This is a genomic window from Peribacillus deserti (genome assembly GCF_002863585.1).
GTDB lineage: Bacteria > Bacillota > Bacilli > Bacillales > DSM-1321 > Paraperibacillus > Paraperibacillus deserti_A.
In genome coordinates this window covers 18325-34353 of record NZ_PGUY01000048.1, presented here as the reverse complement: position 1 = coordinate 34353, position 16029 = coordinate 18325, and the positions used below count along the sequence as shown (strand labels likewise).

The 16029-nt window shown below is 40.2% G+C and carries 12 protein-coding genes and 1 pseudogene; 7 read left to right on the top strand and 6 right to left on the bottom strand.

The features are described from left to right. Positions 1 to 498: 498 nt before the first annotated feature. Together CUU66_RS15745 and CUU66_RS15740 are read left to right on the top strand one after the other, a co-directional pair. Positions 499 to 2193, top strand: coding sequence for a M3 family oligoendopeptidase (locus CUU66_RS15745; protein ID WP_101643838.1), 1695 nt, complete (start codon positions 499 to 501; stop codon positions 2191 to 2193). A gap of 413 nt (positions 2194 to 2606) precedes the next feature. Next, positions 2607 to 3800 (top strand): annotated as a pseudogene (locus CUU66_RS15740) (IS1182 family transposase); the annotation flags it as partial. Between the two features lie 130 nt (positions 3801 to 3930). Here CUU66_RS15740 and CUU66_RS15735 read toward each other — a convergent pair. Then, complete coding sequence (locus CUU66_RS15735; RefSeq protein WP_101643836.1) at positions 3931 to 5508, bottom strand: ATP-binding protein; 1578 nt, start codon at positions 5506 to 5508, stop codon at positions 3931 to 3933. Between the two features lie 236 nt (positions 5509 to 5744). On the opposite strand from CUU66_RS15735, the gene CUU66_RS15730 reads away from it, so the two are divergent. After that, positions 5745 to 6800, top strand: coding sequence for a YkvI family membrane protein (locus tag CUU66_RS15730; RefSeq protein WP_101643834.1), 1056 nt, complete (start codon positions 5745 to 5747; stop codon positions 6798 to 6800). A gap of 132 nt (positions 6801 to 6932) precedes the next feature. On the opposite strand, the gene CUU66_RS15725 is transcribed toward CUU66_RS15730, so the two are convergent. The 3 genes from CUU66_RS15725 to CUU66_RS15715 form a co-directional block, all read right to left on the bottom strand. Further along, complete coding sequence (locus CUU66_RS15725; protein WP_101643832.1) at positions 6933 to 7598, bottom strand: hypothetical protein; 666 nt, start codon at positions 7596 to 7598, stop codon at positions 6933 to 6935. Between the two features lie 172 nt (positions 7599 to 7770). Further along, positions 7771 to 8394, bottom strand: a complete 624-nt coding sequence (locus tag CUU66_RS15720; RefSeq protein ID WP_101643830.1) for a CPBP family intramembrane glutamic endopeptidase — start codon at positions 8392 to 8394, stop codon at positions 7771 to 7773. 295 nt (positions 8395 to 8689) lie between these two features. After that, the gene (locus CUU66_RS15715; protein WP_101643828.1) at positions 8690 to 8881 is read right to left on the bottom strand and encodes a YkvS family protein; all 192 of its coding nucleotides are present in this window, start codon (positions 8879 to 8881) and stop codon (positions 8690 to 8692) included. Between the two features lie 229 nt (positions 8882 to 9110). Between CUU66_RS15715 and CUU66_RS15710 the strand changes: the two genes are divergently transcribed. After that, the gene (locus CUU66_RS15710) at positions 9111 to 9305 is read left to right on the top strand and encodes a hypothetical protein (protein ID WP_101643826.1); all 195 of its coding nucleotides are present in this window, start codon (positions 9111 to 9113) and stop codon (positions 9303 to 9305) included. A gap of 385 nt (positions 9306 to 9690) precedes the next feature. Here CUU66_RS15710 and CUU66_RS15705 read toward each other — a convergent pair whose 3' ends face one another. Then, complete coding sequence (locus tag CUU66_RS15705; RefSeq protein ID WP_180955307.1) at positions 9691 to 10176, bottom strand: sigma-70 family RNA polymerase sigma factor; 486 nt, start codon at positions 10174 to 10176, stop codon at positions 9691 to 9693. A 493-nt stretch (positions 10177 to 10669) separates the two neighbouring features. On the opposite strand from CUU66_RS15705, the gene CUU66_RS15700 reads away from it, so the two are divergent. Then, positions 10670 to 11407 carry an SDR family NAD(P)-dependent oxidoreductase gene (locus CUU66_RS15700; protein WP_101643822.1) on the top strand — a complete coding sequence of 246 codons (738 nt, stop codon included), beginning with the start codon at positions 10670 to 10672 and terminating at the stop codon, positions 11405 to 11407. Positions 11408 to 11457: 50 nt separating this feature from the next. On the opposite strand, the gene CUU66_RS15695 is transcribed toward CUU66_RS15700, so the two are convergent. Continuing rightward, positions 11458 to 11829, bottom strand: a complete 372-nt coding sequence (locus CUU66_RS15695) for a PilZ domain-containing protein (RefSeq protein WP_101643820.1) — start codon at positions 11827 to 11829, stop codon at positions 11458 to 11460. 882 nt (positions 11830 to 12711) lie between these two features. Between CUU66_RS15695 and CUU66_RS15690 the strand changes: the two genes are divergently transcribed. After that, on the top strand, positions 12712 to 12978 hold the full coding sequence (locus CUU66_RS15690; RefSeq protein WP_101643819.1) for a phosphocarrier protein HPr: 267 nt from the start codon (positions 12712 to 12714) through the stop codon (positions 12976 to 12978). Next, positions 12978 to 14696 (top strand): phosphoenolpyruvate--protein phosphotransferase, encoded by a 1719-nt coding sequence (ptsP, locus tag CUU66_RS15685; RefSeq protein ID WP_101643816.1) that lies wholly within the window; start codon positions 12978 to 12980, stop codon positions 14694 to 14696. Before CUU66_RS15690 ends, ptsP begins: the two co-directional genes overlap by 1 nt. The last annotated feature ends 1333 nt before the right edge of the window (positions 14697 to 16029 follow it).

Sequence of the window (16029 nt, the reverse complement as noted above, 5' to 3'; positions counted from 1 at the left end):
CAAGCTGAGACACTCGAGTCATAAGCCAATCCGTCTATGGAAAGAAAGGCACTCCCCACAGCCAGCTCGTCTTATGCTTGGCTAACGTACGATGCACAGGATGTGCGAGCCAGGCGGGGCCACAGGACGTGGCGTTACGAGCGTGGTAAGGGCTACTAAGCTTCTGTCTTCGCTGTCGCTTGCCAATCAGCAAGTCTTCTTTATCAGGTGTCTGCTTTTCTTTTAGCGTTTTGCCTCTAATTAAAAAAGATCATCATTTAGCTTTTGGATGGCTCTTTTCTTGAAAAGCACCGTCCTCCGCCTTTCGATCAGGTAAGACCCCACAGGCGAAGCCGAGGAGGCTCAGCGCCCGCCCCTAAGGTCCGCGAGCATCCTCACGTTCCAATCAACCCCCTTGTTCTTTAACAACAAAGTTTACGAAAACAGCCTAAAATTAAAAGGATTTATTCTGCAAATGATAGAATAAGTTATGGATTAAATTGAAGGAAGTGTTTTTATATGAAGTTTGAGCAATTTGAATACAAGCGCCCTGATATCAAAGATGTGAAAGACAAGCTGTCTGCTGCTATTGACCGGTTTACAAATGCTGGGTCCGCAGACGAACAGAATGAAATTATGGAGCAGATTAATGAAATACGTGGCAATGTCGATACAATGGTAAACATCTGTTATATCAGGCATACGGTGGACACGAATGATGAATTTTACAAAGCAGAGCAGGATTTTCTGGATGAGATCGCTCCTGAACTTGAGGAATATGTCTCAAAGTATTATCAAGCACTGACAGGTTCTAAATTCAGAGATCAGCTGGAAGAAAAGTGGGGCAGTCAGCTGTTTGATCTTGCCGAAGCTCAGCTTAAGACGTTTTCTCCTGAAATCATTACTTTGCAGCAAAGGGAAAATAAGCTTGCCACTGAATATAAACAGCTTATGGCCTCAGCAAAAATTATGTTTGAAGGTGAAGAAAGAACGTTTGTACAGCTCCAGCCGTTTGCTGAATCCGAGGACAGAGATATGCGCAGGAAGGCCAATGAGGCAAGAAACAGCTTCATGTCTGAACATGCGGATAAGCTGGACGAAATTTATGATAATCTTGTAAAAGTACGAACAGAGATTGCCAAAACTCTGGGATATAAAAACTTCGTGGAGCTGGGATATTACCGTATGGCCCGCACGGATTACAATGCCGAAATGGTGGCGGTCTTCCGTCAGCAGGTAAAGGACTATATAGTGCCGATCGCGACTAAATTAAGGGAGCGCCAGGCAAAAAGAATAGGTGTAGACAAGCTGAAGTTCTATGATGAAAGCTTCAAATTCAAATCTGGAAATGCCAACCCTAAGGGAGAGCCTGACTGGATTATTGAAAACGGAAGAAAAATGTACAGCGAACTTTCCAAGGAAACTAAAGAATTCTTCCAGATGATGATTGAAGATGGATTAATGGATTTAGTTGCTAAAAAAGGTAAAGCCGGCGGTGGATATTGTACGTTTATTAAAAACTATAATGCTCCATTTATCTTCTCCAACTTCACAGGTACGTCTGGGGATATCGATGTTCTGACTCACGAAGCGGGACACGCGTTCCAGGTGTATATGAGCAGAGATTTTGAAATACCGGAATATACATGGCCAACGTATGAGGCATGCGAAATCCATTCGATGAGCATGGAATTTTTAACATGGCCATGGATGGACCTGTTCTTTGAAGAAGACACGGAAAAATATAAATATACCCATCTAAGTGAGGCACTATTGTTCTTGCCTTATGGAGTTGCAGTTGATGAATTCCAGCATTTTGTATATGAAAATCCAGAAGCCACTCCTGAAGAAAGAAAAACAGCCTGGAGGAATCTGGAGAAGAAGTATCTGCCGCACCGCGACTATGATGGAATGGACTTCCTTGAAAAAGGCGGCTTCTGGCAGCGTCAGGGCCACATTTATGGCACACCATTTTATTATATCGACTACACTTTAGCACAGATCTGTGCGTTCCAATTCTGGAAGCGGTCCAGAGAAAACCAGGAGAACGCATGGCAGGATTATCTGCATCTCTGTAAGCAAGGCGGAAGCCAGTCGTTCTTAAGGCTTGTAGAGACAGCTAACCTGCAGTCCCCTTTTGAGAAAGGTACAGTAGAATCCGTATCAGGTGAAATCTCAGCATGGCTGGATTCAGTTGATGACACCGCACTTTAAGTGATGAAACAAAGACCATGGACGGGGTGTCTGTGGTCTTTGTTTATGTTTTAGTGTAGAGTGATATGGCAGAAGAGAACATAAAAGTATAGTGCATTACCGCATGAGTTTCAAGGGATGGGGAAGCTTTGTTTTATATTCCTTTTGGTAAGCGTGTGCGGTGCCATGGTATGTTAAGGATGGTCAGCATTAAGCTTAAGTACGGCATGGTAGAATTATAGGGAAGTTTGTTGATGCCGCTTTGTTAAGCAAGAAGCCAATCGCTGCCAGGCTTAATCAAGAGTTTATGAGAATAAGCATAACCTGCAAAAAACAATCATATTTACCGATACAGAAGCATAAACATAAGAAGTTAAGCATACGATTTATGGATTTAAGCATAAAGTATGGAAATATCAGCATAAAGTTTAGTTAAATATTTCCTCGATATGGCACCGGAAGACCCTGTTATTAATCCAAGTTCACTAACGAAATTCCGTAAACTCCGCCTTCAAGACGTGGGTTTATTGGACTTGCTCATACATAAGACAGTCGAAATCACACTGGAGAAAGCGCTTATCCAAAGTAAAACGATTATTGTTGATGCTACTCATACAAAGGCTAGGTATAATCAAAAATCACCTAAAGAAATATTAATGGAGAAATCCAAAAACCTAAGAAAAGCTGTATATCAAGTGAATGAAAAAATGAAAGAAAAGTTCCCGGCCAAAAACACGACGAATGATTTAGAAGCTGAGCTGAACTATTGTCGCGAAGTCATTGAAACCGTCGAAGCAGAGGAAACAATTCGTAAATATCCGAGTATTAAAGAGAAACTCAATTATTTAAAAGAAATGGTCGAAGACCATCATGAGCAACTTTACTTATCAGCAGATCCAGATGCTCGCATAGGTCATAAAACGGCGGATTCTTCTTTCTTTGGTTATAAGACACACATCGCTATAAATGATGAACGCATTATTACAGCTGCACTCGTTACTACAGGAGAAAAGAGTGATGGCAAATATCTTCAAGAATTAATTGAGAAAAGTCTAGAAACAGGAATGAAAATTGACACCGTTATTGGTGATACAGCTTATTCAGAGAAAAACAATATCCAATATGCGAAAAATCATGAATTACAATTGGTTTCAAAATTACATCCTTTAATCACGAATGGTGTACGAAAAAAAGAAGATGAATTTGAGTTTAATAAAGATGCAGGTATGTACGTTTGTAAGGCAGGCCATATGGCGATCCGCAAGGCTCGCACAGGTAAGAGTAAAGGGGCGAACCAGAGTCAGACGTATTACTTTGATATAGAAAAATGTAAGGTATGTCCCTTCAAAGATGGATGTTTTAAGGATGGTTCAAAAAGTAAGACGTATTCTGTGACCATTAAATCCACAGAACATACCGAACAAGAAGCGTTCCAAAATAGCGAAACCTTTAAAGTAAAAGCGAAAGAACGCTATAAAATTGAAGCGAAGAATAGTGAACTAAAACATAGACACGGGTATGATGTGGCATCATCGTCGGGTCTGCTTGGCATGCAAATGCAAGGTGCAATGACGATATTCGCTGTAAATCTGAAGCGAATACTTACGCTAATGAAAGAATCCAACTAAAGAATTACAAGGAAAAAAGGCACCCTACTGTTCATAATTGAACGATAGGATGCCTTTTTAATTTTGTATTATATCCTCAAATTTTCAAAACGTAAGTTTTTCAGCAGCCTCCAGACTTTGCTCTCTCTTTTCATTTGTCGAAGCCAGGAAGAATAATCTGAACCCGGGTGCCTTTGCCCACTTCACTTTCAATCTGAAGGGTTCCCTTATGCATCTCGATAATTCTTTCAGTTATCATAAACCCGAGGCCAGTACCGTCCTCTTTTGTGGTATAAAAAGGCTTGCCTATATTAGAAAGAACGTGTTCAGGGATTCCTGTTCCATTATCTTCTATTATTATTTCTGTGGCATGTTCATCCTTCCCAATCTCAATGTGTATCTTTCCGCCATCGGGCAGCGCTTCAAAGCTGTTTTTCAACAGATTAATAAATACTTGCTTAAGCTGATTGCCCTCGCAGAGAATGGGGAGATATTCGGGGGCAGCTGTTAACTGCACATCTACGTTTTTAAAATTAGATTCAGATTGAAAGAGAAGGACTACCTCCTCCGCCAATTCCTTAATATTTTGAATTTTAAGGGTATATATCTGGGGTTTAGCCAGAATGAGAAATTCACTGATGATGTCATTCATCCTGTTAATCTCGGAATGAATAATGGAATAGTAGTGACGATTAGGACCGTCTTCCTCCCGAAGCATCTGAATAAAGCCGCCGATAACTGTCAGCGGATTTCGAATTTCGTGGGCTACCCCTGCTGCTATTTCTCCAGTCACTTTTAACTTTTCTGAGTTCCTCATATATTCTTCCATAAGTCTCTTTTCCGTTATATCCCTGATGATGACCGCTATGGCAATCAATTCATCATGGCTGCTGTAAATCGGAGAGACCGTTGCTTCTCCTAAAATAGCATTACTATGTTGGGAAGATCCCCTTCTCAATTCAAGACTTCCAATGCTTTCTCCGAATTTTACCTTATCTATAATATCCCACAGCACAATTTCGTCATTAGCAGTAAAAAAATCACTGAAAGCCATCTGTTTTTGCCCCTTGAAGGAATAAGAATACAATTTTTGAAAAGCTTCATTCACTTCCAGGAAGTTACCCTGCCTATCCAATATGCAAATCGCATCCCTTGAATACGTAAACAGTGATTCAAAATAGGATTTGGTAGACTGCAGATCTTTCTTCGTTCTTTGTTCATTTTCCGCTGCTTTATTCCATAAATTGTTGGTAAAGCGAAGAAGCAGAAAGAGAAGGGTAGAAATGAAAATTCCGAATAATATAAAATAGGGGAAATCTTCATACCCTCTATAATCGAATGTATAATTTTTATTAATAAAATAAACGATGGTCATCAGCAGAAAAGAAGCTGCGCTTGAAAATACCAGCAGGCCGGTGCTTAAGTAAAAGGAAGAAACGATAATGCCTGAGTATAGAAACAAGTAATTAATTAAATTTGGATATATCATGTTCAGGTAAAACGTGTACCCAAATATAGAAAATAGCAAAAGGTACATCAAGTATTCTGAGCGCATTTTTGTCAAATAGAGAACGGTAACTGCCAGGCAAAGGATTAATCCAACAGGCGGCCAGAGAATTTTATAGTCCTGCTCATAATAAATATAAAATAAGTAATCTAAAATATTTATGATCCATAAAAATTGAATCAATGATTTATTTCTTTTGTGCCTTAGGGCATTTTTATCCATAAATTAGATACCTTTCTACAATTTCCAGCATTTTTCTTCTTTATTTTACAGAATGACCAGCATTTATACAATTTAAATTCATACACTATATGAATTATCTGGTATTATCTTTTGTTTTTTAAATAAAATGTAAAAAAATACATTTTTTTAAACAAAAAGTTTAGCGGGTAAGACTTGTGTAAGCTTGTCTAAAACTTATCTTCCCTTCATATACATACATTAGAGGGGGAGAATCTATGAAAGTTAGATGGACCGGAGCCTTTCAGATTTCTTCGGTGTATATTGGCACAGTAGTAGGTGCCGGGTTTGCTACAGGAAGAGAGATTGTGGAGTTTTTTACTCGTTTTGGATTTTTAGGCTTCTTAAGCATTCTCGCGGCAGGTGTTCTTTTTGTTTTTACTGGGACCAAGCTCATGCTTTTGGCTTTAAAGACAGGAGCTAAGTCATACGAAGAATTTAATATCTTTATATTTGGCCAAACCTTTGGTCATATATTAAATATACTTTTTTTTATCATGCTGCTCGGGGTCACTTCTGTCATGTTTTCAGGAGCAGGAGCCGTTTTCCAGGAGCAGCTGGGAATCACGAAGACAATTGGAGTAGTGCTGACCATGGTTCTTTCTTTGCTTGTTCTGCTCGGGGGGATCAAGGGCTTATTCGCGGTTAATGTTTTTGTAGTGCCCATTATGATTTTTTTTAGTATCTTAATGTGTGTACTGTCGCTAAAAGGCGGAGGAATCATGGATGTTTTCTTTGCCATTCCTGACATAACCAGCTACTGGGGACCGGTTACTTCTCCGTTCCTGTACACAGCATTTAATCTTGCGCTTTCACAGGCTGTGCTCGTCCCGGTAGCCAGCGATATTGGCGACGAAAAGACCATTAAAGCAGGCGCAATTATGGGAGGGCTATTCCTCACACTGATCTTAATCACCAGTCACATTTCATTGATCAGTCTTCCAGGAGTCCTTCAATATGAAATTCCAACGGCTGAAATCATGAAACATATAGCCAGCAATTTTTACTGGATTTATATTATGGTCGTTTATGGGGAAATTTTTACTTCAGTGATTGGGAACTTATTTGGATTAGAACGGCAATTGAGATCCTATATAAAGATTCCTTCTATTTTTATTCTATTAATCCTTTTTTTAACTTCCTATATCCTAAGTTTAATAGATTACGGAAATTTGCTTTCTTATTTATATCCGCTCTTCGGAAAAATCAGTGTATTATTCCTTATTTTAATTTGGCTTCGCGCAGGGCGAACAAAAAAGAAAACGCCTGTGTAGAAGAAAACAGGCGTTTTAGCTTATATTATAAGTATTCGGCGCAGGCTTTTTGCTGCCGTTTTCTTATACCTTTCGGGAGTCAGCTTTCCCCAAAAAAAGTGCGGCTTTTTATCTAGAGACCGTCCTCCTCTTCTAGTTAGAAGGCTTCTTCAAAATCGTTTTGGCCATTTCAAGCATAGCAGAACGATGATCTTGATCCTTATTTGTAAACATAGTCAGTTTAACTGGATTATTAGTATCCTTAATGATTACAACCGTTACATTTTCCTCATCATTGGAGGCTTCAAATGCTGCTGCATTTTTCACGTCAAAATTGGGAAGGGCGGGAGTGCTAATTTTATCGGATACTGCCATAAGCTGGGCTTTGGCCATTTCCTCTTCTTCCTGCCAGACTGGATTTGAAAGAAGTTCTATCCTCATATACACACTATCCTGATCTTTTAGAAATACGATATCCTTGCCAGGCTCTTCGGCTGACAATTCATAACCAGGAAGGACATACATAGAGAAATGCTGATTATCACTATTTTTTAAGAATGCCGTTTCTTGTTTGTCTGCTCCGTTCATTTTATATTGCAAATTTTGTTCCATCACTCTCATCGTGTTCTGTTTTTCGGAGGAAGCCGGTTCAGTTGCAGGATTTTTCTTAGTATCCTGTGAAGGCTTGCCTGCATTGTGATCTTTGTGTTCTGCCGTTTCTTTTTTTGGTGCAGAAGATTCTTGTTCTGCCGTTCCGCAGCCTGCCAGACTTAAGGCTAGAATTCCTGTTCCGAGTAGTATTTTGCTGAATTTTAGCATGATTTTAACCTCCTAATGTGTAGTCCTAAGATGACCGTTCCCTTCATTTTTGTATTCTTCTACAGGAGTAGACGAGCCTCAGGAACAAAATGTTACAATGTATTAATTTAAAAGCCTGTTTCCTTATTATAAAAAAAATGTAAAATTTTGATAAGGGGTATTTGGTCGTAATTTAATGCTGCCCGCTTTCCAAGGGAAGTAGAATCAATAGGAAAATATCAAATGTCAAATGAGACACGATTACAACTCCTAAACTCCTGGTCCGCTGAAAAAGAATTCCCCATAACAATCCAGCAGTAAGACCTGCCAGCACCATGGCTGCATTTTTTGAATAAAACATAGGCAGGGTATAGAGTAGGGAAGAGAGCAGGATACAAACATGTCCAGGAAAATGGCGAGACAGTCTTCCTTGGATAAAACTCCGCCAGAATAGTTCTTCAGCAGGAATAAGAAGGAGGACTAAAACAAGATACTGCCATAAAACTTCCGGCTTGTAGAATAAGTAAAGCTGATCTGCCGCTTGTGCAAGGTCGATATTAAGGAATGTTAAAAGCGTTAGGCCTGCATAGAAAATACCATAAAGGATCAGTCCAGAAAGGATCCCGATCATGAATTTTCTGAACGGAAACCGTATGGACCGCGGTTCTCCGGCAAATAGGGCAAATACGGCCAGACATGCACTTGCTGCTGTATAAGTTCCCCAAAACCCGCGGACGGAATAATAGCTTGCAAAAATCCCAAGGTGAGCAAGAACCAATCCGGACCAGAAAATTTTATCTTTTATAATGACTGTCATTCAGGCGTTCCCCAATCTTAATAAATGGCTGTTTTCGCAAACTTTGTTGTTATTGAACATCGGGGTTGATGTCCACTACAGGATGCTCGCTTTCCGCGGGGCGGGCGCTGAGCCTCCTCGGCTTCGCCTGTGGGGTCTCACCTGTCCCGCTGCTCCCGCAGGAGTCTCGCACCTTACGTTCCAATCAACCTGTTTAACAATAGGGTAGGTTCACCGAACTATTAAAAAACAACAATCTTTTAGAAAAGAGCCTAATAAATAAAAAGGAGGACCCCATTAGGTCCTCGTCAAAGATCTATGCTTTTTCGGTAACTTTAACAATTTTATAATTTTTGTGATTTACGACTGTCTTTTGCTCCAGTTCTAAATCCCGATAGTTATCCATATAGGTAAGATCAACTATTACAGAGTTTTCATTGACCTTTTCAACCACACCCTGCAATCCGTCGCGGAATTCAATTACATTTCCCACTTCTGCTTTTTTCATAAAATCACAACCTTCTATCGAAAGTAATATGTATATCTGTTTACAATTAATTAACAGTTTGCACTATTTTTCGGGATTCGTAAAGGAGTTTTTGTTATTTTTCGAAAATAGAGTAAGTTGTTAATAGACATATAGTAAGCGCTATCAAGTCAGGAATCAAGTATCTTGTATGTAATCGTATAAAATCCATGTTAAAATAACGGATATTAAACAAAAAGGAGTCATACAAATGGATAAGTCATCGGCCGAAGAAATATTGACGAAGCTTGCAAACAGAGAACTAGATGAAGTGACCGTCAGCAAAGATGCATTCACTGTCTTTCGAGAGTGTGTTGTTAAAAGAGAGGACTTTAAACAATTCCGTGGAATTGCCCAGCACAATGGCGAAGTGATTTATCAATATTTAGATGAGCCAAGGAGTTAAAGATCCTGGCTTCTTTTTTTGTCCAACTTTTTAGAATCACAATGTGAACGGACAATAAGAATAAGGAACCCCATGCCGTAGGATACCAGCAGGGGTTCTTTCTTTTATGCTGTATTCGCAAACTTTGTTGATATGGAACAAGGGGGTGATTGGAACGTGAGGATGCTCGCTTTCCCGCGGGGCGGGCGCCTGAGCCTCCTAGGCTGCGCCTGTGGGGGAGTGCTTTTCTCCCCATATACGGATTGGCTTATGACTAGAGGGTCTAAAGCCTTGCAGGTGGATCAAGGAGCCTCGCATCTTACGTTCCAATCAACCTGTTTAACAATAAGGCAGGTTCACAGAACTATAAAAAATCAATGATCTTTTAGAAAAGAGCCTTCTTTTATCATGCCTTGCCATGCATATCCTTTATTTTTTTCAAAGCGGACTTTCTCCAGGATTTAACTGCGTCCTTTGTTACAGAATGTTCCTTTGCGATGGTGTCCAAATTTTGGTCTTTATAAAAGCCGGACAGCCATCTTTTTTGATTGAGGGTCAAATATTTGCAGGCTTCTTCTAATGATTCCCTTGGGAAATATGTATCTTGGTGCTGTTGAAATTGATTGAGGAAGTCATCCGTTTTTTCCATAAAAACGGCTGCGGTTTCCCACCTTTTTTCCTTAGTAAGCTGATTTAACATCCTGCCTTTTATAATTGAGTAAGCAAAAGGCAGGAAAGGGCCTTTATCCTCACGATACTTCTCTCCCGCTTCCCATAATGCAATTAATCCAATCTGGTAATATTCTTCCGTTTCCTTATATAGGTTCAAGGTTTTTAGTATTTTGTGGATCAGTGGAGTATACTGTTCTGCCATTTGATCAAAGTTTTCCATAGCCATTCCTGACGAAAGCATGCCTTCCTGGATTCCCGGTAACACAAGCTTAATGCAGGACCAAGGATATTAGCGATTAATGAAAACTCTTTTTTTGATGTAAAAGGAATGCTGTGAAAGCTTTAATGTCAGTGGAAAATAACAAATTACAGGGCCGTTTTTATGATAAAAGACGTTATTTGCTAAAAATCAAATTTTCTGACTACTATTGTTTTAATGACACATTCTTTACCAAAAGGCTATGTTAAAGATCATTGTTGATTTTTCCACTGTGTTGGATTGGAACGGAAGGTGCGAGACTCCTGCGGGCAAAGCGGGTCAAGGGAGACCCACAGGCGTAAACGCCGAGGAGGCTCTCGGACCGCCCCGCGGAAAGCGAGTGCCTGCAGTGGAAATCAACAGACAAGTTTAACAGAGCTTACCAAAAAGGAATATTTTTATTAAAATACTGGGTAATGATATAAAGTAGTATATTGCGGAAGGGATTGTTTAGATGAAATTTACTGGTAAGACAGTCATAGTGACAGGGGCAGGCAGCGGTATTGGAAAGGGAGTTGCCATTGCCTTTGCCGAGCTTGGGGCGAGCGTAATCATTGCTGAAAGAAATGCAGCAGGCAAAGAAACTGAAAAGATTATAAAAGAAAAAGGAGGGGCTAGTCTTTTTGTCGAGACAGATGTGAGGAGCGAGGAGCAAATAAAATCAATGCTGAAAACTGCCATGGACACATTTGGAAGCATTGATATCCTAATTAATAATGCTGGAGTTTCCAAGTTCAAATCCATCTTTGAATTATCTGTGGCAGAGTGGGATGATATTCTGAATATAAACCTTAGAAGCATGTTTATCGCGTCCAAAGAGGCAGCGGGTTTGATGAAGGAAGGTGGGAGAATTGTAAATATAGCTTCTACCAGAGCTTTTATGTCCGAGCCTGATTCGGAAGCTTACGCGGCTTCAAAAGGTGGTATTGCGGCCTTAACCCATGCTCTTGCCGCAAGTCTTGGCAAACTTGGAATCAATGTGAATTCAATCAGTCCCGGATGGATTGAAACGGGAGACTACGGACAGCTCCGTGACATCGACCACCGGCAGCACCTGGCAAACCGTGTCGGTAAACCTGCTGACATAGCCAAGGCCTGCATCTATTTATGTGATCCTGAAAACGACTTTGTTACGGCTGAAAATATTGTGATTGATGGCGGAATGACAAGAAAAATGATGTATGAATCCTAATCCGGAACTAAAAAAACGGCTTGCAGGGCAGATACCCTAAAGCCGTTTTTTTAATTTTGATTTCTAATAAATTGTTTAAGTTCCTTGATTATTTCCTTTTTGATTTGTTCCTTAGAGTCGGATGTCCCGGTCACGGAAAAGCCATAGAGCCATTTTCCAAAATACAATCTTCTCCACACAATGGTCCCGGGAAGGGAGAGCGCTGTGTGATTCAATTGAAAAGTAACTAATAGTTCTATATTTTCATTGGCAGGCAATTCTAAACTTGATTTAAATTTAAGTCCATTTGGGCTGATATCAAGGACTTCTATTTCCCCTTTTTTGCTTTTTCCCGATATCCCGTTTAAGGAAGCAATTGTAAAATGTCCGGGAACGGGAGTCTGCAAAGCAAAACGAAAAGGTTCTGCTCTTTTATACTGCATGCACAGTCCTCCGATTCAATTCGTTCTAATTCATTTTTACAAGATAGGCTGGAAAAATTCAACATATATTTTGTAAAAGCTCTTTTCTAAAAGATTGTGTTTTTTAATAAGTTTTGTTACATCACCCTATTGTTAAATTAGGTTGATTGGAGCGTAAGGTGCGAGACTCCTGCGGGAGCAGCGGGACAGGTGAGACCCCGCAGGCGAAGCCGAGGAGGCTCACCGCCCGCCCCGCGGAAAGCGAGCATCCTGGAGCGGAAATCAACTTCTTGTTTTTGCGAAAACAGCCTTTGTAAAAGAAACGGTGTGACGTTCTTGCCGGCCGCTGCGTTTCCAAGTCGCGTCATAAATTCGTCACGCGGCTGATAATTGCCGGTGCTTTTGGTTTAATAAGCATGCCGAAAGGGTTTTAAAAGATAAGAATGTATTCACCAGAGGGTTTATGATCCGTATCAACCTTAATGCCTAGCTATAATCGTCCAAGAACAAGCAGGACTATATTAAATGGATAAAAGGAGGTTTTGCTGAAGTCTGAAGCAGGGTAATTTTTCTACTGGACGGCTTCAGACAGTAGAAAGCGCTGACATTTTCAAGGACGAATAGTTTATGCAATTTTTGCAAGATTTTAAAACTTAAAAATTAGTTCATTAAGATTGTCACTATTTCTCCAAAGTGCTATTCTTTAAAAAAAGGGTGAAATTTTCACCCTTTAAAATACTAAAAGTAGATTTTCGTGCCGCCTGATATGGTTTAATATTCCTATTCATAACTTGAACATAGATTCTTCTATTATGGGAAACATTAGAAGAAAAGCTTTGGCCGATTGGCGGAATAAGTAAGCGGTTGTCAATCTATTCAATAATTCAAAAGGAGTCGAATAAAATGGCAGAAAAATCATTTACAGTAACAGCAGATACGGGGATACATGCACGTCCAGCTACACTATTAGTACAAGCAGCAGGTAAATTTGATTCAGAAATCAACCTTGAGTACAAAGGTAGAAAAGTAAACCTTAAATCCATCATGGGTGTTATGTCTTTAGGTATTGGACAAGGCGCTGAAATCAAAATCACGGCTGAAGGCAGCGACGAACAGGATGCACTAAACACTCTTGAAGAAACTCTAAAAAGAGAAGGCTTAGCTGAGTAATGGCAAGCATGCTGAAAGGGATTGCAGCATCAAATGGTATCGCAATCGCTAAAGCTTATCGTTTAATTGAACCGGATTTAACGGTCCAAAAACAAACGATAACTGCTCCTGCTGAGGAAACTGCCCGTTTCCAGGAAGCAGTCAATGTTTCTAAGAGTGAGCTGCAAGCCATCCGTGATAATGCTGAAAAACAATTGGGCCCGGACAAAGCTGCAATCTTCGATGCCCATCTGCTTGTATTAAGCGATCCTGAATTACTAGGACCAATTGAAGATAAGATTCAAAATGAACAGGTTAATGCTGAATTTGCTTTGAAAGAAACAGCCGATATGTTCGTTATGATGTTCGAACAAATGGATAATGAGTATATGAAAGAGCGTGCGGCAGATATCCGCGATGTTACAAAGCGCGTGCTTGCACATCTTCTCGGAGTTCAAATTCCAAATCCAAGCATGATTTCCGAAGAAGTCATCATCATCGCTGAAGACTTAACTCCTTCTGATACAGCCCAGTTAAACCGTACATACGTAAAAGGGTTTACAACGAATATCGGGGGACGCACGTCTCACTCAGCCATCATGGCCCGCTCCATGGAAATTCCTGCTGTCGTTGGGACAAAGGAAGCTACAGAATCGATTCAAAATGGCGATCTTGTCATTGTCGACGGCATTAACGGAGAGGTTCACATTAATCCTACTCCAGAGCTTGTTCAAAAATATGAACAAGAACATGCTGCCTATGAAGAACAAAAAGCTGAATGGGCGAAGCTTGTTAACGAAAAAACTGTATCCGCTGACGGACGCCATGTAGAATTGGCTGCCAATATCGGTACCCCTAAGGATCTTGAAGGCGTTAAAAATAATGGCGGCGAAGCTGTAGGGCTTTACCGTACAGAGTTCTTATATATGGGCCGTGACCAGCTTCCAACAGAAGATGAGCAGTTTGATGCATATAAAGCTGTACTCGAAGGTATGGAAGGAAAACCGGTTGTTGTTCGTACTCTTGATATAGGCGGAGATAAGGAACTGCCATATCTGGATCTTCCGAAAGAAATGAATCCTTTCCTTGGATTCCGCGCAATCCGCTTATGCCTGGAAGAACAGGATATTTTCCGGACTCAGCTTCGTGCTTTATTGCGTGCTAGCAAATACGGGAATTTAAAAATCATGTTCCCTATGATTGCGACTCTTGATGAATTCAGACAAGCCAAAGCTATTTTGGAAGAAGAAAAACAAGCACTTCTAAATTCAGGTGTTGAAGTAGCAGAACGCATCGAAACTGGTATTATGGTTGAGATTCCTTCTACAGCTGTTATGGCAGACACCTTTGCAAAAGAAGTGGATTTCTTCAGTATTGGAACTAATGATTTAATTCAATATACAATGGCTGCGGACCGTATGAATGAACGAGTTTCTTACTTGTATCAGCCATACAATCCGGCCATTTTACGCCTTGTGAAAATGGTTATTGATGCAGCACACAAAGAAGGCAAATGGGCTGGAATGTGTGGAGAGATGGCAGGAGATGAAACGGCTATACCATTGCTGCTAGGTTTGGGATTAGACGAATTCTCCATGAGTGCAACCTCTATCCTAAGAGCACGCTCTCTAATCAAACGCCTGTCACAGCCTGAAATGGAACAGCTTGCAAATGAAGTTCTTACCATGAGAACAGCTGAAGAAGTTGTCCAAGCTGTTCAGTCTGCAGTGACAAAATAAAAAGAAGGGGAGTTCCCCTCTTCAGGCTGTCGAGGAAGTCTCGGCAGCCTTTTTTATTGTCCTTATATTGGCGGCTCGATCCAGCCTGGGCGATCTTCTGGCTTCCTTCATGTTATAGCCGGGCCCTGCCTGGTCTTTATGCCGGAAAATGTTCCTCTGCCGAAAAACCGAAGGCTTCCATTAAAGATAGGTTCCCGCTCGGTAATCAGCATATTCCTCAAAGGAAAAGCATAAAGGCCGCTGTATAAGCATAAAGCACCAAACATGAGCATAGGAAGAAGAGAGATAATCATAAACATGGTACATATAAGCATAAAACCAAGAAACATAAGCATAAGGGTTCAAAACATAAGCATATATCCATAGAAGTTAAGCATAAACCTTACCCTCTTGTTTCTATATCCTGTATTTTTATAAAAAACTCTTCAGAAAAGCCTGTTTTTCCTAAGCTTGGGAGTCAAGTTGCAAAAAAATTACCAAGATGAGGGATATTCCCTAAAAAATTGACGGTTTTCGGTAAAAAATGAACCCTGAACTCCCTCCTCCCGCTGTTTTACAGTGTTGGGTACTATAAGTGCATCGGCAGGGGATGCTGTACAGCTCCAAAGCTGAAACCCTCAAGTCATAAGCCGATCAGTCAGTCCATGAGAAGAGTATCATTTCCCACGGACTGATGGCCTTTCGGGGAGATATCAGATCAACAGGCAAGTTTCAAACAGAGCTTTTATTAAAAGAATTAAATTTTTTGGTTAAAGATGTTTAGTAAGAAAGATCCTGGGTAAATAACAAGTAGCAACAATTGAATGTGACCTAGTTAATGCAGCTAACATTCTCATTTCCCCCCTTGAACAACCAGTGAAAGCTGGTTGTTTTTTTATGCCAATTTCGTACTCCCGCAAAAAATAAATGCAAGGTGGCATCCTTTTTTACAGAAGGAAATTCAGCATTTCCTTCAAACAAGAAGCTAAATTGCTGCCCATCATTCGACCATTTGTTTAACGATATTCCGAAACAATGTTTACCCCTTTTCAGAATGGGTATGTATAAATATTATACTAGTATTGTAATTGGTGAAGGAGTATATGCTATGTAAAAAAGGATGATTATTTGTAAACAAGTTTTACAGTCACTAGGCAGCGGAAAATACATACATGTAAGAGCAGCGGCATTGAAAAAAAGAAATTAAATGGTTTATTTCACCCTCTGCAGGGCTATTCCACTTCGGTTTTCTTCTCCCTATAGATCTAATCCAAGTAATTCAGAAAGCGAAAAACGAATTAACCTTCTGAAACATTCAAAAGGATGATTCGTATAAAAATTAAACATATTCCTT